The organism is Ralstonia mojiangensis, assembly GCF_023955645.1.
Classification (GTDB): Bacteria; Pseudomonadota; Gammaproteobacteria; order Burkholderiales; family Burkholderiaceae; genus Ralstonia; species Ralstonia mojiangensis.
In genome coordinates this window covers 676,765-698,359 of record NZ_JAMXHU010000004.1, presented here as the reverse complement: position 1 = coordinate 698,359, position 21,595 = coordinate 676,765, and the positions used below count along the sequence as shown (strand labels likewise).

The following is a 21,595-nucleotide window of genomic DNA, read 5'->3' as shown; positions in this document are numbered from 1 at the left end:
GAATGAACGAAGTGGCGTGCCCTGCGCCGCCTAAGTCTCCGCAAGCTGCCTTTTGGCCACAAAGGCTTCAAACGCTGCCGGCGGCACCGGCGGGCAGAAGAGGTGGCCCTGGCCGTAGTCACACCCGGCCGCGACCAGAATCGCCTTCTGCTCTTCGGTCTCGATGCCCTCGGCAATGACCTTGATACGCAGTGCGTGCGCCATGCCCACGATAGCGCTGCACAGAGCGATGTCCTTCGGGTCATGCGCGAGGCTGCGCACGAACGACTGATCGATCTTGATGAAGTCGATGTCGAAGCGCTTCAGGTACGAGAGCGACGAATACCCCGTGCCGAAATCATCGAGTGCGATGTCCACGCCCGCGCGCCGGAATTCGTGCAGGTGTTCGACCACCTCCGCGCTATCGGCCATCAATGAGCCTTCGGTAATTTCGACGACCAGGCTGTGCGGTGGAAGCCCTCGGCGCTCCACCACCTTGGGCCACGATTCGGTGCCCGACTGGTGCGCGCGGAATTCAAGCGGTGACTTGTTGACCGACACCTGCAGCGTGTTGTCGAGCGTGGTGTGCCATTCCGTGAGCTGATCCAGCGCTCTGTTCAGCACCCATTTGCCGATCTCGACGATCAGCCCGCTGTCTTCAGCCACCGGAATGAAGTCTGCCGGATCGATCTCGCCCCGCACGGGATGCCGCCAGCGGATCAGGGCCTCTGCCTTGCGGACCTTGCCCGTCAGCAGATCGACGATGGGCTGGTAATGCACCGTAAGCTGGCCCTGTGCCAGCGCCACGCGCAAGTCGCTGGTCACGCGTAGGCGCTCCTGTTCGGCGCGCTGCAATGCCGGGGTAAAAGCGGCCCATTGATTGCGTCCCGCGCTCTTGGCCGCAAACATGGCCTGGTCTGCGCGCACGAGCAACGATTCCGCGCTGTCGGCGTCGCGCGGGTACAGCGCCACCCCGATGCTGGCCGACACTTCCACGCTTTCCTCGCCAAGCTGCAGGGGTGCGGCAATGCGCGCGAGCAAGCTACGGATGATGGGCGTGGCCGCCGAGCCATCGGGCAGGTCCGGCAGGATGATGGTGAACTCGTCGCCGGCCAGCCGCGCGACCGTATCGGTGCCGCGCACGATGGCCGAGATGCGCCGCGCGATCTCCTTGAGCAGGATGTCGCCCTGGTCGTGGCCGAGCGTGTCGTTCACTTCCTTGAAACGGTCCAGATCGATGAACAGCAACGCCAGTTGTGTAGACGTCTGCCGCGCCCGCGCAATCTCTTGCCGCAGGCGGTTGTAGAACATGTGCCGGTTGGGCAGATCGGTGAGCGCATCGAAGTTGGCCTGCCGCCAGATGACCTCTTCAGCGCGCTTTTTCTCCGTCATGTCGTGGATGAGCGCCACCCGGCGCGGCTCGCCCAGCGTGCTGTCTGCAAACGTGTCGACGGTGAGCAGCGCAGGGAACTCGCTGCCGTCCTTGCGGCGGATCAGGTATTCGCCGCTCCACGAGCCCTTGGTTGAAACGCCGTCGCGCATCGCTTCAATCACGGCGCGCTCGTTGCATTCGGAGCGGATGGCGTCACTCGACTGGCCCTTGAACTCCTGCGCCGAATAGCCCGTGGTGACCGTAAAAGCCGGGTTCACGTCGATCACGCGCCCGTCGAGCGTCGTCACCATCATTGCTTCGCTGCTCGATGCATAAACCATGGAGGCCAGGCGCATGTCTTCGATGTGCCGCTTGCGCTCGGCCCCCTGGTGGCGCAGCGTGAAATACAGCAGCGCCATCAGTAAGGTGGAGGCGGCGGCCTCAACCAGTGCAGTGCGCCGATAGCCGTCGTAAGGCGCCAGCACCGAGGCCACCGACTCGCCCACCAGAAAGTACAGCCCAATCTCCGGCACATGGCGATAGCCGATGATGCGCTCCACGCCGTCGGTGCCCGACACCACGCGGTAGCTGCCCGTTTCCAGCGCACCCGGTTTGTTGAACTGCCGGCGGCGCGGCGGCTTTTCGATACCGGCGGTCGGGTTGGGCACGCGAGCCAGGATCTGTCCGGACTCGCGGATGATCGTGGCAGCCCCGTCCTTGCCAATCGCAAGCGTATTCGCAAAGCTGGCGAACTGTTCCGGGCTGACCGATACCACCACGACGCCGGCAAACTGGCCAGCCCTGAGGATGGGGCGCGTGAACTGGATCGACCACTTTTTCGAGACCTTGCCCTGCACCGGGTCACTGATGAACAGCACATCGCGTCCGCCCGATTCCTTGTGCACGCGAAAGTGTTCGCGCTGGCTCAGGTCGACGCGTTCCGTGGTGGGGCCAATGCTGGAGTAGAGCAGCATCCCGTTCTCGTCGATCACGGCCACCTGGAAGGTCAGGTCACGCACAACCTCCTGCCGTTCGTGGATGACCTGCTCGAACACTTCGCGACCGGCCAGCCAGCTTGCCCGCAGATCGAGCAGGAATTCCGACACGCGCCGCACGCTGCCGAGTGAGTACTCACCAAACGCCTGTGCTTCAACCTGCGTGCGCGACTGCGCATCGCGGATCAGTCTGTCGCGCTCCTGGGTGAGTTGATGGAACGTGAACGTCCAGATGAACAACAGGATCAGCAGCGCCCCGACATTCAGCGGCGATAGCAGCCTGCGCCGCCACCCGGGCTGCGGCGTGATATCAGTCGTACTACCAGAAGAAGCCTTCGATTGCTCTGCGGGCATCCCCACTCCATCGTTTGCGTGTCCAGTCGTTTTGGGCACGCGCGTAGCGTGCCTGAATATCGGCCATTTCATGTGCCTCTCACTCTATATCGGAGCGGAGCCTCTGTGTCTGAAGCCGAACAAACGGGGTAATGACCGGATGCGCAATCGTTTGCTTTTTTTGGGGGGACTCGGATTTACCCTCAGGTTCTGTTTGCGCGGCGCAACGCCTGTACGTTGCGAGGCGCCGCGCATGGACTGCCCGCGCGGCGTCTGAGCGTCAGCGTTCGTAAAACGCAGTGTGTTTGTCTGCCATGTCACGCAACAGGGCGGGCGGCGCGAACCGGCGGCCGTGCTCCGCAGCCAGCCGGTCGCACAGTTCAATAAAGGCCCCCACCCCCATGCGATGGATGTGCGACACCGGCCCGCCCCGGAATGCCGGGAATCCCCAACCGAGCAGCGCGCCCACGTCGGCATCGCGCGGATCGGTCACCACGTGTTCATCCAGGCAACGTGCGGTTTCCACGGCCTGCACGGTGATGAGGCGATCGACCAGCGTCTGAACGTCAGGCTGCGCGGCGGCTTTTGGGTATTCGGTCGCCAGCCCGGGCCACAGCGTTTTCTTGCCGCTCTCCGGATAGTCGTAAAAGCCCTGGCCGGCTTTGCGGCCGATGCGGCCCAGCGCGACCATGCGCTCGGCCACGGCTTCACCCGGGCGCGCGATGTAGGCGACACCCAGGTCGGCGCGGGTCTGCTGGTTGACCTTGTGGATCAGCTCGCTGGAAACCTCGTCGATCAACGCAAGCGGCCCCACCGGCATGCCGGCCAGCAGCCCGGCGTTTTCGATCAGCGCAGGCGCCACGCCTTCGGCGAGCATCGCCAGGCCTTCGAGCACGTAGGTCGAAAAGACGCGGCTCGTATAAAAGCCGCGGCTGTCATTGACCACGATGGGCGTCATGCCGATGGCTTTCACGTAATCGAGCGCCTGCGCCAGCGTGGCCCGCGTGGTTTGCCGGGCGACGATCACCTCCACCAGCGGCATCTTGTCGACTGGCGAGAAGAAATGCAGCCCGATGAAGTTGCCCGGCCGCTGGCTTGCTTCGGCCAGCCCCGTGATCGGCAGCGTGGACGTGTTGGACGCGAAGATGGCATCGGGCGACAGCACGGCCTCGGCCTGGCGCGTGACGTCGGCCTTGATGTCGCGCTGCTCGAACACGGCTTCAACGACGAGGCCCGCGCCATCCAGGTCGGCGTAGGACGTGGTGGGCTGAATGCGCGCGAGCAGCGCTTCAGCCTGGTCGGCATGCAGGCGGCCGCGCTGTACCTGTTTCTCGACGAGCTTGCGCGAATAGTCCTTGCCGCGTTCGGCGGCTTCCTGCGTGGTGTCGAGCAGCACGACGGGCAGCCCCGCCTTGGCGGTGACGTAGGCAATGCCGGCGCCCATCATGCCGGCGCCCAGCACGCCGATCTTGGCGTAGCGACGCGTGGGCACATCGGCGGGGCGTGCGGCCAGCTTGTTGGCGGCGTTCAGGCTGAAGAAAAGGGTACGGATCATCGCGCGTGCCTCCGGCGACAGCACCGCTTGCACGAAGTAGCGTGCCTCGGTCTTGAGGCCTGTATCGAGATCGGTGATGAGCCCTTCGTACACGCACGACAGGATGCTGGCCGCCGCCGGATAGTTGCCGTAGGTTTTTTGCCGGAGCATGGCGTTGGCCGCCGTGAATAGCTGCTGCACGGCGGGGCTGGAGATGCCGCCCCCGGGCACCTTGTAGCCCTTGATGTCCCACGGTTGCAGCGCGCGGATCTGGCCTTCGCCCAGCAGCCACGTGCGCGCAGCATCGGCTTCTTCCCCCGCGTTGACGACCGCATCGACAATGCCGAGCTTGAGCGCCTCAGCCGCCTTGATGCGCTTGCCTTCAAGCAGCATCGGCAGCGCTTTCTGCACACCAATCAAGCGCGGCAAGCGCTGCGTGCCGCCACCACCCGGCAACAGGCCGAGCGTGACTTCCGGCAGGCCGAAGCGTGCACGGGCGTTGTCGGCCGCCACGCGGTAGTGGCAGGCGAGCGCAATCTCCAGCCCGCCGCCCAGCGTGGAGCCCGGCAGCGCCGCAGCCACGGGTTTGCCGCAGGTTTCCAGCTTGCGCAGCATGCGATGCAGGTCGCACGTGCGTTCAAACAGCGTGGCTGCGTCGTCGCTGGCCTGCAGCCATTCGAGGTCGCCGCCAGCAATGAAATCCGCTTTGGCGGACGTGACGAGAATGCCCTTGACGCTTGCATCTGCGCACACGCGGTCGATGGCGGCAAAGAAGGCGGCGCAGGTTTCGCCGTTGAGCACGTTCTGTGCGCGGCCCGGCTGGTTCCACGTGAGCGTGGCGATGCCGTCGGTGTCGATGGTGATGTCGATCATGTCAGCACGCTCCTTAAATGCGTTCGATGATGGTGGCGGTGCCCATACCGGCACCGACGCACAGCGTGGCCAGGCCCGTGCTTGCCCCACGGCGTTCCAGCTCATCCAGCAGCGTGCCGAGAATCATGGCGCCCGTGGCGCCGAGCGGATGGCCCATCGCAATGGCGCCGCCGTTGACGTTGATGCGGTCATGCGGAACGGCCAGCACCTCCATGAAGCGCAGCACGACGGAGGCGAAGGCTTCGTTCAGTTCGTACAGGTCGATGTCGGCCGCCGACATGCCGGCGCGCTTGAGCGCCTTCTCTGCTGCGTAGGAGGGGCCGGTCAACATGATCGACGGCTCCGAGCCGATGCTGGCAAAGCTGCGGATGCGCGCACGCGGTTTGAGGCCCGCGCGCTTGCCGGCCTCGCGGCTGCCGATCAGCACGGCCGCCGCGCCGTCGACGATGCCCGAGCTGTTGCCTGCGTGGTGCACGTGTTCGATGCGCTCAAGCTGTGGATAGCGCTGGCGGATCACCGCGTCAAAGCCGTATTGCTCGCCCAATTCCGCAAACGACGGCTTGAGCTGTGCGAGTGTGTCCACGGTGGTCTGCGGGCGGATCATCTCGTCGCGGTCGAGGATGGTCAGGCCGTTCTGGTCGCGCACCGGCACGATGGAACCCGTGAACCAGCCGGCTGTGCTGGCTGCATGCGCACGGCGGTGGCTCTCGGCGGCGTAGGCGTCGACGTCATGGCGGCTGTAGCCCCACTTGGTGGCGATGGTGTCGGCCGACACGCCTTGCGGCACGAAGTACAGCGGGATGGCCGCGGCCGGGTCCACAGGCCATGCGCCGCCGCTGGCACCCATCGGCACGCGCGACATGCTCTCCACGCCGCCGCCGATGGCGAAGTCGCTCTGCCCGGCCATCACCTGCGCAGCGGCCATGTTGCAGGCCTCCAGGCCCGACGCGCAGAAGCGGTTGATCTGCACGCCGGCCGTCGTCTCGGCATAGCCGGCTGACAGCACTGCCACGCGGCCAATGCACGCGCCTTGTTCGCCCACGGGTTCCACGCAGCCGAGCACCACGTCATCCACGAGCGATGTGTCGAGCTGATTGCGGTCTCGGATGGCGCGCAGTGCGGTAGCGGCCAGGCGCAGCGGCGTGACACCGTGCAGGCTGCCGTCTTTCTTGCCCTTGCCGCGCGGGGTGCGAACGGCGTCGTAGATATAGGCTTCCATAGCGTTGCGTCCTGAAGGTCGTGCTCGTTAAAGGGTGCGGGCGATCAGCTCTTTCATGATTTCGTTGGTGCCGCCGTAGATCTGCTGCACGCGCGAATCGGCCCACGCGCGGGCGATGGGGTATTCCCACATGTAGCCGTAGCCGCCATGCAGTTGCACGCAGCGGTCCATCACCTTGAATTGCAGGTCGGTGGTCCAGTACTTGGCCATGGACGCCGTGGCGGCATCGAGCGCGCCGGCCAGCTTGAGCGCGATGCACTGGTCGACGAACACGCGGCCGATCTGCACTTCGGTTTTCAGTTCCGCCAGCGCGTGCCGCGCGGTCTGGAAATCGAGGATGGATTTGCCGAAGGCCTGGCGCTCGCGCACGTAGCGCAGCGTCCATTCAAGCGCGCCTTCGGCCGAAGCGATGGCCCCAATGGCAATCTGCAGGCGCTCCCACGGCAGTTCCTGCATCAGGTAGGCAAAACCGCGATGTTCCTCGCCGAGCAGGTTGCCGGCGGGCACGCGCACGTTGTCGAAGAACAGCTCAGCGGTGTCCTGCGCTTTCATGCCGACCTTCTTCAGGCGCTTGCCTTTGCTGAAGCCCTCCATGCGGGTGTCGACCACGAAGAGGCTCGTGCCCTTGGCGCCGCCTTCCGGCGTGGTGCGCGCCACGACGATCACGACATCTGCGTGCCAGCCGTTGGTGATGAAGATCTTCGAGCCGTTGAGCACGTAGTGGCTGCCGTCGCTGCTGCGCGTGGCGGTGGTGCGCACGCCTTGCAGGTCGGAGCCCGCGCCAGGCTCGGTCATCGCAATCGCACCGATCATCTCAGCGCTCGCCAGCTTGGGCAGGTAGTGCTGCTTCAATGCCTCGCTGCCGTAGTGCAGCAGATAGGGCGCGACGATTTCCGAGTGCAGGCCGAAGCCCAGGCCCGTGGCACCTGCGCGGGCAATCTCTTCCATCAGAACGGTGCTGTAGCGGATGTCGGCACCTGCGCCGCCGTAGGCCTCGGGCATGCTGGCGCAGTGGTAGCCGGCGGCGGCCGCTTTTTCCCAGATGGCGCGGTCGACGTAGCCCTGGTCTTCCCAGCGCTCGTGGTGGGGCAGGACTTCGGCGTCGATAAAGCGGCGGACGGATTCACGGAAGGTGTCGTGTTCAGCGTCGAACAGCGTGCGGGCAATCATGGCGGCTCCGGAGGGGGCGGATGGGTTGCCGTATTTCAACAAGGCCGCGACAATTCCGGTTGATCCGAATCGCCACTTTATTGATATGAAGCGCCAGCCGAAAGCAGCCTCCAAACGCCGCAGTGCGCATGCGCGGGCCCGCATCGCCATCCTGCTGCCGCCGCGCCTTTTTGCCGGGTATGTGTTTCTCACCCAGGAGATGCTGCTGGTGGCGGGCACCATGCAGGCGCGCAGCGTGGATGTGATGGGCAGCCGGCTCTTCGACATTGATCTGCTGTCCGCCGACGGTGCCGCCGTGTCGAGCTTTGGCGAGATGCCGGTGTCCGCCACCGCCGCGCTGACCGATGTCGCATACGACGTCGTGATCGTTCCCGCACAGTTCGCCCCGGAGGCGGCATTAGACGCGGAAGAGGCGCGCATCGCAGATTGGCTGCGCACGCGCTATGACGCCGGTGCCCTCGTGGTTGGCATGAATGCGGCGCCGCTGTTTGCCAAGGCTGGGCTGCTCGATGGTTGTCGAGCGACCGGGCTGGCGAGTGAGCGCGCCTGGTTCGCACGGCATTTTCCCGACGTGCATTACACGCCGGACCGACCTCTCGCGGTGGATGGCCGCATCATCACCGTCAGCGGCATCAACCCCGCAGTGGACGCCTGTGCGTACGTCATCGATCACTGCTGTGGAGTGGGCGCATCTCGCCGGATGTTGCGCACGGCGCTCACGCAATCCCTGCCGTCGTACGAGCACATGACCGTGTGGACGGCGCAGTTCAAGCGCCACGGCGATGCGGCCATCCTGGCCATCCAGGAAATGGTGGAGCGGGAACTGGAATCGCCGCCTGCATTGGCCGAGCTGGCCGCCCAGGCAGCGATGAGCGAGCGCACCTTGACGCGCCGTTTTGCTGCCGCCACCGGCAGCAACCTGCGGCGTTACGTGGCGGCGCTGCGATTGGAGCTGGCGGCGTTTCTGCTGCGCACGGGCCGACTGCCGCTCGATCACATTGCCGACGAATGCGGTTACGGCAGTGTCAGCGCACTCAGCCGCGCGTTCTCTGCCGGCCACGGTTGCAGCCCCTTGCAATACCGGGCGCAACAGTGCACGCGCTGAAGCGTCATGGACGCAACAAATCGAAACCAGCGAGCAACACCACACCCGAGAGCGCGGTCAGCGGCAACGAATGTTGGCCAAAGTACAGCAACGCGGCGGCCAGCCAACTGGCCGCGAAGAAAGCGCTCATGCGGTTCATGATTTCACCTGTTCTTTTGTTGGGTGGGAGAGACGCGATCGGCACATTTACGCGTGGTGGTAGCGGTACTCCTGCGTCTTGCCGCCGTAGCCGTAAGCTGCGGCGCGAACGTCCTGCACATAGATATAGCTCTCTTCGTGCAGATTGCCGAGTAGCTCAGCAAACGCCGTGAACGCCTCGGCGATGTACTGCGCCTTCTCCGCCTTGGTATTCGTTTCGTCCGTCACCTTGATGTCGAAATAGATGCTGTTCTTGCCTTGTGCGGCCAGCGTCTGCCCGCCGACGACCCAGTCTTCCGGGTCGACATAGTCGATGGCGATGGCCGTTACCTTCGGGTCTTTGCCCAGGATGCGAGAGGTGAGTTCCAGCAGCGTGCTGGAGATCTTCTGCGTCATTTCTGCAGAACGTTGGGCACTGACTTTGACGTTGAGGATGGGCATGATCGTTTCCCTTATTAGTTAGCAATGCAATTATTTAATCAAAAAAAACGGACGCTCATGTCAGGGTGGAGCGCACACCTCGGATCTTCGTCACCGTATCGGTGAATTCGTTACTGCCCAGCACGCGCTTCAGCCTTGCGGTGACGGCGCCGCTTGCCTCGTTCAACGCTGCCCCGATCTTGACCGCCTCCCGCGTCGGAAAGATGGCGGTCTCGCGGCCGTCGGCTTCCGTCTTGCGGCGTTCGATCAAGCCCTTGGCTTCCAGGCCATCCAGCGCGCGCGTTGCCGTGGGGCGCGTGACGGACATCGCTTCCGACAACTCGCTTTGCAGCATGCCCGGGCGGTCGACGATCGCACGGAGCATGAAGCCTTGCGGCGGCGTGAGATCGAAAGGCGCAAAAGCATCTGCCCAGACGCGGTCGAGCTTGCGGGCGAGGGCGGTGGTGTTGAAGTAGAGGCAGTGGTCGAACATGGTGAAGTGGATGGTAGTTGTTAATGGTTAGATATGCAACTTGTTTTTTTGTGTTGGTGGTCCACCTCTCTTTCGTTCCCTGCCGGGACCGACTTACTTTTCTTTGCTTACTTTCTTTGGGCAAGACCAAAGAAAGTGAGTCAGCCCCGGCAGGGGATGAAACAAGGGATGCACCACCAAGATCAAGCTCCGAACCAAAAACCAAAACATCAAAAATAAACCGTAGCACTAGCCCTAAACGTCCGAGGCGCCCCCTGCACCAGAATGAACCCCCAACTCGGCAACCAGTACTTCTCATTCGTCAGGTTGTCGACATTGAACCGCAGCGTCACCGGCTTGCCGCCCACCTTGGTCGAATACCGCGCCCCCACATCAAACGTGTGATACCCCGGCACGATGTTGCTGTTGTTGGCCTCCAGCGCCGAGTTGCCGACGTACTGGCCGCCCGCCGACAGCACGAGCCCGGGCACCGGCGGCACGGCATATTCCACATACGCCGTCGCCTTGAAGCGCGGCGACCCATAGGCCCGCTTGCCCAGCACGGAGGCATCGGATTCCGTGTTCTGGGAATTCATGAACAGCACCCCGCCCAGCAGCGTCCAGTCACGCGCGAGCTTGCCGCGAGCGCTCAATTCGAACCCGCGATAACGCGTCATGCCATCTTGCGTATAGACGTTGTCCGGCCGCAGATACGCCAGTCCGCGCTGCACCTGGAACAGCGCCGCGCCGAATGTCCAGTCGTGGAGTTCGGCTTTGGCACCCACCTCCACCTGCTTGCTCTTGAGCGGCCCGAATACCGTGCCGGCGTTGAGTGCGGTGATCGGTGCGCTGGCACCGGCCTCCAGCGATTCCACATAGCTTGTGTACAGCGTCACCGGCTGCATGGGTTTGAACATCACCGCCAGCGTGGGCGTGATCGGCTCGCGGTCGTACTTGGCTGAGGTGCTGCCGTCGGTGTTGTAGCCGGTCTGGTTGAAGCGCGTGTAGCGCAACCCGCCGAGCACCGACCACTGCTCGTTGAATTTGACCGTGTCGCTGGCAAAGACGGCGGTCTGGTCGATACGGGATGTGCGAGCCAGACCGTCGGACGAAGGCACCCGCATCGGTGTCGCCCCGGACGACACGAACGCGGACGTGTCGTACAGGTTTCCGGTGCCGAGTAGCGTGGAAGCAAAGCCGCCTGTGGCTTGCGTGAGACTCTGCCATGACGTGCCTAAGACGAGTTCATGTTCGATCGGGCCCGTGCGCACTTTGCCGTTGGCCATCACCTGCGCCTGGCTGTACTGGTAGCGCTGGTACGAGCTGTACTGCAACTCGCTGAAATTGCCTGCGTTGTCGGTCAGCTGGATCGCGCTGTCGGCATTGCCGCGGTTCTGCTGCGTGTAGCGATAGGCGGCGCGCACGTTCCAATCGGGCGTGGCAGCCCAGTTCAGTTCGGTGCCGACGGATTTGATCTCGGTCTCGTAATACGACCCGCGCGATGACACGCGTTGGCTGCCGTCAATGGCGCGCGGCGTGCGCACGAACTCCGTGACCGGCACACCAAAATCCTGGCCGGGGATGATGCCGTAGTAGGCGCCCTGTACGTTGCGCTGCATGTACAGGCCGTCGAACGACCACTGCAGATCCGGCGTGATGCGCGCATCGAGCGCCAACGATGCGGAGTCGCGCTTGATATGGCCGCCGTCGACGAAGGTATCGCCTTCTTCATGCACCACACCCAGGCGCGCGCCCAGGGCCTTGGTCGGGCCAAAGCGCCCGCCCATATCGATCGATTCCTTCAGCGTGCCGCCGCTCGTAAAGCCGAAGGTGGCGCTGCCGCCAAAGGTGTTGGTCGGGCGTTTGGTCACGAAATTGGCGATGCCGCCCGGGGTGCCGAAGCCATACATGAAACCCGATAGCCCCTTGAGCAGTTCCACACGCTCGAAGTGTTCGAGTGGCACATCGCTGCCCCAGTTGGGGACGGCCAGGCCGTCGACCTTGTAGCCCTCCAGTAGGTCGAGCTGCAAGCCGCGGATGGTGATGTTCGACGCCTCGCCGATGTAACCGTCGTTGTTGGCGGTGACCGCCGGGTCGCCCTTGAACACCTCGCCGATGGTCTGCGCCTGCCGGTTCTGGATCAGCTCCTGCGTGGCAACGTTGATGGTGAACGGTGTGTCGAGCACAGCCTTGTCGCCCAGTGCGCCGGTGCTGGCCTGCTTCGCGCCATAGGCGGCAGGTTTGCCCGCAGTGACTTGCGTGGCGGGCAGGTCGACCTGCGTGGTGGTCTGCTGCGCGTGCGCCGATGCGCCTGCACCCATGGCGACGAATGCCAGCGCGAGCCGGCGTGCCAGCGGCGTTGGGCGAAGGCAGGCGATAGGACGGCGTGAAGCGGTTGGTAAAGCAGCGGCTCGCATGATCAAGCTCCCCTGGATCAATGTTGTGTAGGCGTGCGCAGCCCCGCGCGAGCCGGCGGGCGGCATGCGCGAGTCCTGTGCGGGTGGTTGTGGGCTTTGGTGCGGAGCGTGTGGAGCTACGGCTCTCTGGCGACGCTCGGGTGCAGGTCATTGCCGGTGCGAGGTTCACGCGCCGGCACGGCCCAGACAGAATCGGGCGCACCGTGGCGCGCCCGGCGCAGCGTCGCGCGCGCAAGGCCGACAAAGCCGCACGCAAGCGCCAGTGCGCCCAGGTCGAAACCGGCCACCATCCAGTCGCCACGCGCCATCGTGCGCAGCAGGTGGTCACCGGTGACGACGGCATTGGTGATGGGCGCAAGCACCGCTGCAATGGCGGCAGCGCTCAGCAGTTCGACGGCGCCGCGTGCTGGCGGCCGCAGCATCGCCCAGGCAATCGCCGCGAAGAACACGGTGTAGTACGTCACGCCGGCCGAACGCTCGGGCCACAGCAGCGCCGCCGGGAACGTCGCCATCACGCCGACGCAGCATCCGATGCACACGCCAACCGTGGCGCGCGCCAGCAGTTGATGCACGCGTGGCTGATCGGCCTTGCGTTGCTTGCGGCGCGATTCGATCCACAGCAGGTTGCCCGAATAGAAGACGAACGCCCCCGCCAGGCCCATCACGAGATACGCGAGACGCAGGGCGATGTCGCCGTAAGTGCCGAAGTGCAGGCCGTAGACGAGGCTGTAGATCGCGTGATTGGTGTCGCGCGCATCGGACGTCTGGTTGCCGACGAGCTTGCCGCTGTCGGGCTGATTGGCAGCCGCGCGAATCGCTACGGAGCCGTAGTCGCCGACCGCCCGTGTGCTGCTGCCGCGCACTTCCGCCACGGCATTCGTATCGCCAATGTGCTGGTAGTGGATCGATTTGACGGTGAAGTTCGGATCGGCCAATTCGCGTGCGCGGGCGAGCAGTTGCTCAGCCTGCAACATCGGCGCCGCACGGTTGGCCGCAACCACCGTGCCGGCTGCCGTCGTCACACGCGGCACCGCATCGAACAGCTTGCCGTTGAGCGCTACGGTGTTGAACAAGGTCATCAGTGCGATGCTCAGACACAGCACCGGCGCGGTGATCGCAAAGATCAGGTGGAAGGGCAGGCTGAACAGTCCGAGCACGTTGTGCATGTCCATCCAGAAGCGCTTGAGGTTGCGTCCCGGACGCACGGCCAACAGATCCTTCTTCAGGCGGGGCAGGTGCAGCAGCACGCCCGAGATGAGCGCCACGCCATAGAGCACTGAGATCGCGCCCATGAAGTACATGCCCGGTTCTTCCAGACCCAGCGAGTAGTGCAGCCGATTCAGGAAATTGGCCAGCTCACCTTTCGACGGCTCGATCGACAGATCTTTCGGCGAGGTCTTGCCGGCAGCGAGCCCCCTGCCGGTCGTCATTTGCCAATCGCCCTTGCTGTTCTGCCAATACGCGGAGAAATCCGGCTCGCCCTCGTTGGGGAAGATGACGTACGCGCTCGCGGCAGCGGCCGGGTGCGTGCGCACCAGCGTGTTCACGAAGTGATCGATATCGGCCGGCTTGGTGGCAACGGCGGCATGGTCAGCGCGCAGCGGGTTCTGCCACGCATGCAGTTCTTCATGGAACACAGTGAGCGCGCCCGCAAAGAACGCGATGAACAGCGCCCAGCCCGCTATCAGGCCCACCCAAGTATGCAGCGTCTGATATAGACGCAAGGTCGTCGATTTCATTGCAAGGTCAGGTCACCAACAGGCGCGGCAGCCACAGCGCGCCGAACGACAGCGCGTTCGCTGCCGTCAGCACGCCCCACGCGCGGGCGCTGCTCCGAAACAGCACGCTCACGCTGATGATCACGGCCCACAGCGGCAGGCACACGAGCAGGGCGCCGATGACGCCGCTTTCCCAGCCGCCCGGCAGCCACAGGATCGCCAGCGTGCACAGCGCAACCGACAACGGCAGCCCAAGCACGGTACCGGCCAGCCACTTGGTGCCCACGCCGTTCATGAGCGCGCCTCCAGGCCTGCACGCCGTTGCTGTGTCCACGCTCCCAACATGGGCCAGAGCGACAAGGCCCCCGTGACCAGCAGCACCACCGCGATGATTGCCCCCGGCCAGCCGAGCGCATCGTTCCACAGCACGACGGCGATGCCCGACAACGCAACGGCAACGCAACACAGCACGCGCCCCCGCAGACGCGAAGCGCGCGCGAGCAGCACTTGGTTGGGCGCGGCCGCATACAGGCAGCCCGCCGCCAGCAGCCCGAGCAGGAGGGCAATACCGTGCATGGCAGTCTTCAGTTTTGTTGAGAACACAAATGATAATGATTCGTATTAAATTACACAAGCCAAGAGGATTCGCGGATTGGAATGGGGGAATTGACGTGCTGCCGCGAGTGCGGACGTTGGCCATGCCGCGCCCGCGCCCTGGGTGGCGGGCGCGGCAGGTGTGATGGGTTACTGCTGCAGGACCTTGTATTCGATCTTCTTGAGCACGCCGTCCGCATCGTCGAAGTAGAACGACGCGATCTTCTTCGAACCAATCGGAATCCCGACAAACACCACGCCGATTGCCGCATTGCGCGCGTAGCGATAGTTCCAGATGTCGAGACCGCCGGCGGTAGCCTTGTCGCTGGGTGCACCCAGTTCGAGCGCTACGTCCTCGCGCTTGGCGACGCCCGGCACGAATTGCTTTTGCAGCGATTCCTGCGTGGCGTCGGCAATCTTGTCAACGCCCGTTCCACTGCCGACGCTGACCGCGCAGCCCGACAGGGCAAGAGAAAGCGCAATACCGGATACGAAAATGCGAAACATGAAAGTCCTTTTTATTGATTGGAGTTTGGAAAGCCGCTTCGATGCCACAGCGCACATGGCTGCTGCGCTGCCCCCGCACCGAATGCGCGCCCGCATCGTAGAGAGGACGCGCAGAAAGCGCATCCCCCAGAACGGCTCGTTCTCCAACAACCTGAGGTGAAAACTTCTAATGTCTCGTCTGATTGACGCTTAAGTCAGCGTCCGCGGGCGTACCAAATCAACCGCGCGCCATGCCCTCCTCGGTCGTCCTGCACCGAATCCAATATCAGCGTGGGATAAATGCCGGCCGCTTCAAATACCGCAGCAAGTTCCTGCAGATCGACGAGGTTGCGCGGCGGCTCGAGCACTGCGCTGACGATGGCAGCGCTTCGAACTGGATCGCTACCCGTGCCATGCCGCCAAATCCTGACGCGCGCGTCGCGCTATTGCAGGTTGCCCCAGCGCGGCACGGCGGGCTCGGCGTTGGCCCATTGCCATGTGGTGCCGTTCTGGCACGCATAGATCGTGTAACCGGCGCCGGGCGCATTTTTGGGAGCCAGGGCTTCCTGAACGGTCAGGACGGCCTCGCGGCAGGTGGCCAGCGGCGTCGTGAATGTGCGTACCAGCACGACCTGGCCGTGCGCCTTGGTCAAGCCCATCATGCGTTCGAGCGACCAGTTGAGCGAAGGTGTGCTGTCGCTCAATCGCCCGACTGCCATCGCCAGCGCATCCTGCTCGCTGGCGGCCCATTTACGCGTTGCGTATTTGATGGAGGCATCGGTCGCGGCGTTGACCGACACGGCCACGCCATAGGCCACCGCCGGGTTGCCCGTGACAGTGCCCGTGGCCACGCCCGCTGCCGCGCCGGTCAACGGCCCCACCGACGAGCAGCCGGCCATCAGGCCCGCACATCCGGCTACAAGCCAGCGCGCGCGGCTCATTGCAGCGAACCCCATCGCGCCGTGGCCGGTTCCGCGGTCGCCCATTTCCATTGCTTGCCGTCGTGGCAGATGGAGGCAACGAAGAAGTCGACCTTTGCAGCGCCATCTTCCATTCCGTCGACGGTAAAGAGGATTTCCTTGCAGTTGACGAGCGGTCCGTTGATCGAACGCGTGACCACCACGCGGCCGTGTTCGTCAGGCTCCAAGGGGATGCGGTGCTTGACCTGCCAGTTGCCGACGGTGTTGTCGGCCAGCGCCCCGGCGATCTGCGCGATGTGGTCTTGGGTTTCGGTGTGGACGACACGCTGGCTGTGTTGCAACGCGGCCCGTGCGCCGGCCTGCACGCCCAGCCCAATGCCGGTGGCCACTGCTGCGTTGTCGGTCACCTTGGCAGCCAGGGCTGCACCGCCGATACCGGCCGCGGTGGTCGTGCCTTCTGACATCAGCGAACTGCAGCCGCTGAGTGCCAACGTGCTCAGGGTGAGCGCGCTGCCCAGCATCCGGGCAGATGCGAACCGTGGTGTGCGCATGTGTGGACTTCCAAATCTGCAACAGAGCGAATTCTAAAGGACACTGCGCCCCGCAAACGGCGTTGCGGCGCGGTTTCTCACAATTGTTTTTAGAGTCGCTAACAAAACCTTCCTGGCGTCGTTGCTCCTCCTTGCCGTACCTTTGTACTGTCTGCGTCGTCGCGCCTAGCCAGGATCGCTGCGCTAGGTTTTGTTAGCGACTCTTAGCCGCTGCGGCGCGGTATTGCCGTTGTTCAGCTTGGGCGAAGCGCTTTCAACTGCGTGGCCAACGCATCAAAGACCACCCGCACCCGCGTTGGTACCGGCCCTCGCTGGGGGCGATAGACGTGGAGCGTCCAAGGTGGGGGTTCGAACCGCCGCAGCACGCGTACCAGTTCGCCGCGCTCCACGTGCGAGCGAGCCAAGTACTCCGTGGTCTGCGTGAAGCCGAGGCCCGCACAGGCCGCTTGTATCTCAGTTTCCGGGTCATCAGTCACGAAGACGGTGCGGTGAGGCTGGAGCTGGATGTCGTCGCGAAAGCCCCACGGCCAGGCGCGGCCGTCGCTGCGGTTGATGAGTGTGGTGACGGGCAGCTCCAGCAGTGCATCGAGCGTCTTGGGTTCGCCCACGCGGGCAAGCAGCGCGGGCGCGGCCACCACCCACAGCGCTACGCTACCGGCCGAGCGCGCCACGAAGCGGTTGTCCCCGATGAAGCCAATGCGTACCCCCACGTCGATCTGCTCATCCACCACGGCGGAAGGCACGTCCGACAGGCGAAGGTCTGCGACAAGACCCGGGTGTTGCTGCATCAGCGCCGTCAGCACGGGCATGACATAGGTGCGCCCCATGTGCGCAGTCGCTGTGACTCGTACGATGCCGCTCGCCTCCGTCGCCTTGGCGGAGGAACGATCGAACAGGCCATCGACGGTCTGCAATGCGGCCTGGGCTTGCGCGGCAAGGTCTTGCCCGTAGCGGGTGATCTGCACACTGCGGGTGTTCCGATGAAAGAGCGTTTCGCCCAGCGTGTCTTCCAGCTCCCGCACCGCCCGCGTGACGGCCTGCGGAGACACGCCGAGCCGTGCAGCCGCCTCGCGGAATGTCGGTGTGCCGGCGGCCGTGGCAAAGATGCGCAGCAGTTCGAGGCGGTCTTGCATGGGGTTGTTGAATTCCAGAAATAGGAATTTTGTTTGCCGGATTATTCCATTTATTTGCCGCGTTGGCCTATCCATACTTGGCTCCAAGCCTGGCAGCACGGAAGAACCGAGCGCCAGCTCACCCACTCACGGCAAGGAGCCGGCAATGAACGCAGCAACGCAACTCAACACGCAATCCATGCAATCCATGCAATCCGCACAACTTAAAGACAAGGTTGCACTCGTCACGGGCGCCAGCTCGGGCATCGGGCATGCATCGGCAATTGAACTGGCCCGGCGTGGCGCCAAGGTTGTCGTGGCGGCACGGCGCAAGCCGGAACTCGACGCGCTCGTCGAGGCCATCCGCGCGCAAGGCGGCGAGGCGGCCGCCGTGGAAGCCGACGTCACGCGCGAAGACGATATCCGCAAGATGGTCGACTTTACCGTCGCCACATATGGGCGCCTGGACATCGCCTTCAACAACGCGGGTACCGAGGGCGTGTTCGCGCCGCTCACCGAGCAGACCGACGCCACCTACGACAAGGTATTCGACCCCAACGTGCGCGGCGTCTTCCATTCGATGAAGTACGAGGCCGAGGTGATGCTCCGCCAAGGCTCGGGCAGCATCATCAACAATGCGTCGATGGGCGGTGTGATTGGCTTCGAGAACGCGGGCCTGTACATCGGCACCAAGCACGCGGTGATCGGCATGACGAAGACGGCATCGATCGAATGGTTTCGCCGAGGTGTGCGTGTCAACGCGCTGGCGCCTGGGCTGATCGAGACGCCGTTCCACCATCGCGGCATCTGGCCGTCTGCAGAAGCGATGTATGACTTTGCGGCGGGCACCCCGGCGGGCCGTGTCGGCAGCGCGCAGGAGATGGCGACCATCGTGGCCTTCCTCGCGTCGGACGATGCGAGTTTTGTCTCGGGCCACGCCTTGGTAGCCGACGGCGGCTATTCGGTCGCTTGACGCCAACGGTCTAGGCGGCGGGGCGTTCGGTCTCGCCGCCCATCTGCCGGCGATAGCGCTCGGGCGAAAACCCGACCTGCTTGCGGAACATCGCAATAAATGCCGAAGGCGTTCCATACCCGAGCGCGAGCGCAATGTCCTGCACCGGGCGGTCTTCCTTGAGCCACACCAGCGCGCGCAGCAGGCGCACGCGGTTGCGCCATTGCAAGAAGCTCATGCCGAGTTCGGTCTGGAAGCGGCGCGCAAGTGTGCGTTCGGTGCTGTGCACGCGTTCGGCCCATTGCTGCAGCGTGGTGGTGTCGGCGGGGTCCAGGCGGATGGCTTGCAGAATGGGCTCAAGCTGGCGGTCGGTGCTGTCTGGCAGGTAGCTGTCGGCGTGGCCGGCACGCGCCAACATTTCCACCAACAACTCGAACTGGCGCAGGTCCCACGCGTCGGTCATGGCGGCGACGCGGCGCGTGGCGAAGTCTTCAAACAGCGCGCGCACCAGGGGCGTTTGTGGAATCAGGCAGGCCATGGGTGGCAACCGCTGCGCAAGCGGTTCGGCCATGTACACCGAGAGGAAGTCCGTCGCCTGCCGGATCGATGCCGAATGGGGCTGGTTGGCCGGCACCCAGATCACGTATTCGGCGGGCGCGGTCAGCCGGCGGCCATCGACCACCACTTCCATCAACCCCAGGCTGATGCGGTTGATCTGGCCCCACGGGTGCGTGTGTGGCTCGATATCGGTTTCGGGCTCGAAATGATCGTAGCGAAAGTAGAACGGCGCTCCTTTGGGCACGCGTAGGTCGGCTTCGCGGTAGGCGGTGTACAGGGTGTCGGCCACGGTTGTCGCTTTCGAGGGGTGATGTTGTCTGGTTTGAAGTATATGTTTTGAACCGGACATTACTAAACTGCGGTCTTCCATTGTTCGAGGAGGCCGTCGTGCCTGTGCTGTATCCCTTGCTGGCGGTGCTGATCTGGGCTGCCAACACCATCGTCTCCAAGGCCGCGGCCGGCGTGGTGGACCCGGCGGCCATTTCGTTCTACCGGTGGTTGCTGGCGGCCATCGTGCTGACGCCTTTTTGCGTGCGGCCGCTGTGGCGCCAACGTCGGGCTGTGCTGGCGCAGTGGCGGCGCTTTGCGGTGCTCGCGCTGCTGGGCATGGTGATGTACCAGTGCCTGGCGTATTACGCGGCGCACAGCACGAGCGCGACCAACATGGGCGTGATCGGGGCGCTGATCCCAATGCTGGGGCTGATCCTGAATGTGGTGGTATTTCGTCAGCCTGTCGGTGCGCAGGCAGTGACGGGCGTGGTGGTGTCTCTGGTGGGCGTGCTGTATCTGCTGGGGCGCGGAGAACCGACCAACCTGTTCGATGGCGGCATCAACCACGGCGACGTGCTGGTGCTTGCCGGCGCCACTGCATACGCGCTGTACAACATCCTCTATCGCCGTTGGACGCTGCCGTTTGGGCAGTGGCTCAACCTGTACGTGCAGGTGCTGGTGGCCGTCGTGATGCTTGTGCCGGTGGCCATGACCGCGCACAGCCTGGCGGTGCCGGCGAAGGGCATCGGGCTGGTGGTGTTTGCGGGTATCGCCTCGTCGATCGTCGCGTCGTATTTGTGGATGCAGGGGCTCAAGCGCATCGGCAGCGAGCGTACGGCGGTGCTGATGAACCTGATGCCGGTCTTCACGGCGGGTATGGCTGCGGTGATGCTTGGCGAGACGGTTCACGGCTATCACTGGATCGGCGGCGGCCTCGTTCTGCTGGGCGTGAGCCTGGCGCAAGGCATTGTTCGGCTGCCGATCGGCCGTTCGGGGTTGAGCGCCCGTTAGTTTTTTGGCCGCGCGGCTTGGGGGATGGCGGTAAAATCGAACACATTGGCGGGCGCGTGATAGCGCCCGTTCCGTGTTCCAGAACCACTCTCGCCAGACCATCGTCAGACCATGAAGCGCAACGCAGGAGCTGTCACCGTCGATGATGTTGCCGCGCATGCGGGCGTGTCTATCAAGACCGTCTCGCGCGTGCTGAACCACGAGCCCAACATCAGCGAGAAGACGCGCGCGAAGGTGGTCGAGGCGATGCAGACGCTCGACTACCGGCCCAACCCGGCTGCCCGGCGACTGGCCAGCAAGCGCGCCGACATCATCGCGCTGGTCTACGACAACCCCTCCGACAACTACATCGTCAACATTCAGCATGGCGCGCTCGAAGCCTGCCAGGCGCTCGACTACAGCCTGCTGCTCACGCCCTGCAACTACCGCGATCCGAACCTCGCTGAGCAGATCATCCAGAGCGCGCGCCAGCGTGCACTGGCCGGCATCATCCTGACGCCACCGGTGTCGGATGTGCCGTCGCTCATCACAGCGCTGGATGAAGCTGGCATCGACTACGTGCGCTTGGCCCCCGCCGACCGCGAGCACAAGGGGCTGTCCGTCAACACCGAAGACCGCGCTGCCGCGCGTGACATGACACTGCACCTGATCGGGCTCGGGCATCGCCGCATCGGCTTCGTGGTGTGCGATCCCGCCCACGGCGCGGCGTATCAGCGCGTATTCGGCTATCGCGACGCGATGGCGCAGGCCGGTATCGAAGTCGACGAACGATTGGTCGAGCAGGGCGAGCACTCGTTCGAGTCTGGCGTTGCCTGCGCCGAGCGGTTGCTGTCCTGCGAGCCACGTCCGACCGCCATCTTCGCAGGCAACGACGACATGGCTGCCGGCGTGCTGCGCGTGGCGCAGGCGCGAGGCATCAAGGTGCCGGAAGAACTCTCCATTTGCGGCTACGACGACACGCCGCTCTCACGCCAGCTCTGGCCGGCGCTCACCACCGTGCGTCAGCCGATCCAGGCGATGGCGCATGCAGCGGTGGAGCAGCTCATTGCGATCCACCGCCCGCATCTACCGGGCCTGAAGCCGCATTCGGTGCACGAAAATTTGCAGTATGAGTTGGTGATTCGGGAATCGACTTGTGCGCCGGTTTGAGATGTGGCGCTACCACTGTTAATTGGACGACATACCGCCGTGCATGGGGGCACGCTTGCGTTCTTTCTGTTGACCATCCATTAGTCAACCCTCGCGCTGGAGGGTACCGGCCGAAATCCCAAGCCATTATCGTTACGTGCCCGATTTTTGCCCGGTCGCACAGCGGCAGACCTTGAAAGTGGGTGCAAAACTGCTGAAAATTGCCTAAGTTGACTGGGCAATCATCTGGGGTGAGGCGAAAAAGGCG

The 21,595-nt window shown here is 64.2% G+C and carries 20 protein-coding genes; 4 read left to right on the top strand and 16 right to left on the bottom strand.

From position 1 onward, the window contains the following. Positions 1-30: 30 nt before the first annotated feature. The 4 genes from NG898_RS19780 to NG898_RS19765 form a co-directional block, all read right to left on the bottom strand. Positions 31-2,700 carry a bifunctional diguanylate cyclase/phosphodiesterase gene (locus tag NG898_RS19780; protein WP_252694019.1) on the bottom strand — a complete coding sequence of 890 codons (2,670 nt, stop codon included), beginning with the start codon at positions 2,698-2,700 and terminating at the stop codon, positions 31-33. A gap of 259 nt (positions 2,701-2,959) precedes the next feature. Next, on the bottom strand, positions 2,960-5,086 hold the full coding sequence (locus tag NG898_RS19775) for a 3-hydroxyacyl-CoA dehydrogenase NAD-binding domain-containing protein (protein ID WP_252694018.1): 2,127 nt from the start codon (positions 5,084-5,086) through the stop codon (positions 2,960-2,962). A 13-nt stretch (positions 5,087-5,099) separates the two neighbouring features. Beyond that, positions 5,100-6,305 carry an acetyl-CoA C-acetyltransferase gene (locus NG898_RS19770; protein WP_252694017.1) on the bottom strand — a complete coding sequence of 402 codons (1,206 nt, stop codon included), beginning with the start codon at positions 6,303-6,305 and terminating at the stop codon, positions 5,100-5,102. 27 nt (positions 6,306-6,332) lie between these two features. Continuing rightward, positions 6,333-7,475, bottom strand: a complete 1,143-nt coding sequence (locus NG898_RS19765; protein ID WP_252694016.1) for an acyl-CoA dehydrogenase family protein — start codon at positions 7,473-7,475, stop codon at positions 6,333-6,335. 85 nt (positions 7,476-7,560) lie between these two features. Here NG898_RS19765 and NG898_RS19760 point away from each other — a divergent pair, with 85 nt between their 5' ends. After that, positions 7,561-8,580 carry a GlxA family transcriptional regulator gene (locus NG898_RS19760; RefSeq protein ID WP_252694171.1) on the top strand — a complete coding sequence of 340 codons (1,020 nt, stop codon included), beginning with the start codon at positions 7,561-7,563 and terminating at the stop codon, positions 8,578-8,580. A gap of 4 nt (positions 8,581-8,584) precedes the next feature. Here NG898_RS19760 and NG898_RS26135 read toward each other — a convergent pair whose 3' ends face one another. The 11 genes from NG898_RS26135 to NG898_RS19710 all read right to left on the bottom strand — a co-directional run bounded on the left by NG898_RS26135 (position 8,585) and on the right by NG898_RS19710 (position 17,429). Beyond that, on the bottom strand, positions 8,585-8,719 hold the full coding sequence (locus NG898_RS26135; RefSeq protein WP_004632518.1) for a hypothetical protein: 135 nt from the start codon (positions 8,717-8,719) through the stop codon (positions 8,585-8,587). Positions 8,720-8,766: 47 nt separating this feature from the next. Beyond that, positions 8,767-9,159, bottom strand: a complete 393-nt coding sequence (locus NG898_RS19755; RefSeq protein ID WP_045205662.1) for a tautomerase family protein — start codon at positions 9,157-9,159, stop codon at positions 8,767-8,769. 55 nt (positions 9,160-9,214) lie between these two features. Beyond that, positions 9,215-9,631: a MarR family winged helix-turn-helix transcriptional regulator gene (locus tag NG898_RS19750; protein ID WP_045205663.1), complete on the bottom strand. Its 417-nt coding sequence runs from the start codon at positions 9,629-9,631 to the stop codon at positions 9,215-9,217. A 209-nt stretch (positions 9,632-9,840) separates the two neighbouring features. Beyond that, positions 9,841-12,027, bottom strand: coding sequence for a TonB-dependent siderophore receptor (locus NG898_RS19745; protein WP_252694015.1), 2,187 nt, complete (start codon positions 12,025-12,027; stop codon positions 9,841-9,843). A 116-nt stretch (positions 12,028-12,143) separates the two neighbouring features. Then, positions 12,144-13,766, bottom strand: a complete 1,623-nt coding sequence (locus NG898_RS19740; RefSeq protein WP_252694014.1) for a PepSY-associated TM helix domain-containing protein — start codon at positions 13,764-13,766, stop codon at positions 12,144-12,146. A gap of 7 nt (positions 13,767-13,773) precedes the next feature. Continuing rightward, entirely contained in the window at positions 13,774-14,040 is a 267-nt protein-coding gene (locus tag NG898_RS19735; protein ID WP_252694013.1) for a hypothetical protein, read from the bottom strand. Next, positions 14,037-14,321: a hypothetical protein gene (locus NG898_RS19730; RefSeq protein WP_252694012.1), complete on the bottom strand. Its 285-nt coding sequence runs from the start codon at positions 14,319-14,321 to the stop codon at positions 14,037-14,039. Before NG898_RS19730 ends, NG898_RS19735 begins: the two co-directional genes overlap by 4 nt. 168 nt (positions 14,322-14,489) lie before the next feature. Then, positions 14,490-14,846, bottom strand: a complete 357-nt coding sequence (locus tag NG898_RS19725) for a hypothetical protein (RefSeq protein ID WP_252694011.1) — start codon at positions 14,844-14,846, stop codon at positions 14,490-14,492. Between the two features lie 422 nt (positions 14,847-15,268). Continuing rightward, complete coding sequence (locus NG898_RS19720; RefSeq protein WP_092970874.1) at positions 15,269-15,766, bottom strand: hypothetical protein; 498 nt, start codon at positions 15,764-15,766, stop codon at positions 15,269-15,271. Continuing rightward, on the bottom strand, positions 15,763-16,296 hold the full coding sequence (locus NG898_RS19715; protein ID WP_392397882.1) for a hypothetical protein: 534 nt from the start codon (positions 16,294-16,296) through the stop codon (positions 15,763-15,765). The genes NG898_RS19720 and NG898_RS19715 overlap by 4 nt, the downstream gene beginning before the upstream one ends. 233 nt (positions 16,297-16,529) lie before the next feature. Further along, the gene (locus NG898_RS19710) at positions 16,530-17,429 is read right to left on the bottom strand and encodes a LysR family transcriptional regulator (RefSeq protein WP_252694010.1); all 900 of its coding nucleotides are present in this window, start codon (positions 17,427-17,429) and stop codon (positions 16,530-16,532) included. A 145-nt stretch (positions 17,430-17,574) separates the two neighbouring features. On the opposite strand from NG898_RS19710, the gene NG898_RS19705 reads away from it, so the two are divergent. Further along, positions 17,575-18,381 (top strand): SDR family NAD(P)-dependent oxidoreductase, encoded by an 807-nt coding sequence (locus NG898_RS19705; protein WP_252694009.1) that lies wholly within the window; start codon positions 17,575-17,577, stop codon positions 18,379-18,381. Positions 18,382-18,391: 10 nt separating this feature from the next. Here NG898_RS19705 and NG898_RS19700 read toward each other — a convergent pair whose 3' ends face one another. Next, entirely contained in the window at positions 18,392-19,207 is an 816-nt protein-coding gene (locus NG898_RS19700; RefSeq protein WP_252694008.1) for an AraC family transcriptional regulator, read from the bottom strand. Positions 19,208-19,305: 98 nt separating this feature from the next. Here NG898_RS19700 and NG898_RS19695 point away from each other — a divergent pair, with 98 nt between their 5' ends. Continuing rightward, complete coding sequence (locus tag NG898_RS19695) at positions 19,306-20,199, top strand: DMT family transporter (RefSeq protein WP_252694007.1); 894 nt, start codon at positions 19,306-19,308, stop codon at positions 20,197-20,199. 111 nt (positions 20,200-20,310) lie between these two features. Then, entirely contained in the window at positions 20,311-21,348 is a 1,038-nt protein-coding gene (locus NG898_RS19690) for a LacI family DNA-binding transcriptional regulator (protein ID WP_252694006.1), read from the top strand. The last annotated feature ends 247 nt before the right edge of the window (positions 21,349-21,595 follow it).

What these genes read in the sequence shown, in the direction of transcription:
- NG898_RS19735 (WP_252694013.1), bottom strand. Translation starts at nt 14,040, where the DNA reads ATGAACGGCGTGGGCACCAAGTGGCTGGCCGGTACCGTGCTTGGGCTG.
- NG898_RS19710 (WP_252694010.1), bottom strand. Translation starts at nt 17,429, where the DNA reads ATGCAAGACCGCCTCGAACTGCTGCGCATCTTTGCCACGGCCGCCGGC.
- NG898_RS19775 (WP_252694018.1), bottom strand. Translation starts at nt 5,086, where the DNA reads ATGATCGACATCACCATCGACACCGACGGCATCGCCACGCTCACGTGG.
- NG898_RS19725 (WP_252694011.1), bottom strand. Translation starts at nt 14,846, where the DNA reads ATGTTTCGCATTTTCGTATCCGGTATTGCGCTTTCTCTTGCCCTGTCG.
- NG898_RS19720 (WP_092970874.1), bottom strand. Translation starts at nt 15,766, where the DNA reads ATGAGCCGCGCGCGCTGGCTTGTAGCCGGATGTGCGGGCCTGATGGCC.
- NG898_RS19755 (WP_045205662.1), bottom strand. Translation starts at nt 9,159, where the DNA reads ATGCCCATCCTCAACGTCAAAGTCAGTGCCCAACGTTCTGCAGAAATG.
- NG898_RS19740 (WP_252694014.1), bottom strand. Translation starts at nt 13,766, where the DNA reads ATGAAATCGACGACCTTGCGTCTATATCAGACGCTGCATACTTGGGTG.
- NG898_RS26135 (WP_004632518.1), bottom strand. Translation starts at nt 8,719, where the DNA reads ATGAACCGCATGAGCGCTTTCTTCGCGGCCAGTTGGCTGGCCGCCGCG.
- NG898_RS19745 (WP_252694015.1), bottom strand. Translation starts at nt 12,027, where the DNA reads ATGCGAGCCGCTGCTTTACCAACCGCTTCACGCCGTCCTATCGCCTGC.
- NG898_RS19730 (WP_252694012.1), bottom strand. Translation starts at nt 14,321, where the DNA reads ATGCACGGTATTGCCCTCCTGCTCGGGCTGCTGGCGGCGGGCTGCCTG.
- NG898_RS19760 (WP_252694171.1), top strand. Translation starts at nt 7,561, where the DNA reads ATGAAGCGCCAGCCGAAAGCAGCCTCCAAACGCCGCAGTGCGCATGCG.
- NG898_RS19780 (WP_252694019.1), bottom strand. Translation starts at nt 2,700, where the DNA reads ATGCCCGCAGAGCAATCGAAGGCTTCTTCTGGTAGTACGACTGATATC.
- NG898_RS19705 (WP_252694009.1), top strand. Translation starts at nt 17,575, where the DNA reads ATGAACGCAGCAACGCAACTCAACACGCAATCCATGCAATCCATGCAA.
- NG898_RS19765 (WP_252694016.1), bottom strand. Translation starts at nt 7,475, where the DNA reads ATGATTGCCCGCACGCTGTTCGACGCTGAACACGACACCTTCCGTGAA.
- NG898_RS19715 (WP_392397882.1), bottom strand. Translation starts at nt 16,296, where the DNA reads ATGCGCACACCACGGTTCGCATCTGCCCGGATGCTGGGCAGCGCGCTC.
- NG898_RS19750 (WP_045205663.1), bottom strand. Translation starts at nt 9,631, where the DNA reads ATGTTCGACCACTGCCTCTACTTCAACACCACCGCCCTCGCCCGCAAG.
- NG898_RS19770 (WP_252694017.1), bottom strand. Translation starts at nt 6,305, where the DNA reads ATGGAAGCCTATATCTACGACGCCGTTCGCACCCCGCGCGGCAAGGGC.
- NG898_RS19690 (WP_252694006.1), top strand. Translation starts at nt 20,311, where the DNA reads ATGAAGCGCAACGCAGGAGCTGTCACCGTCGATGATGTTGCCGCGCAT.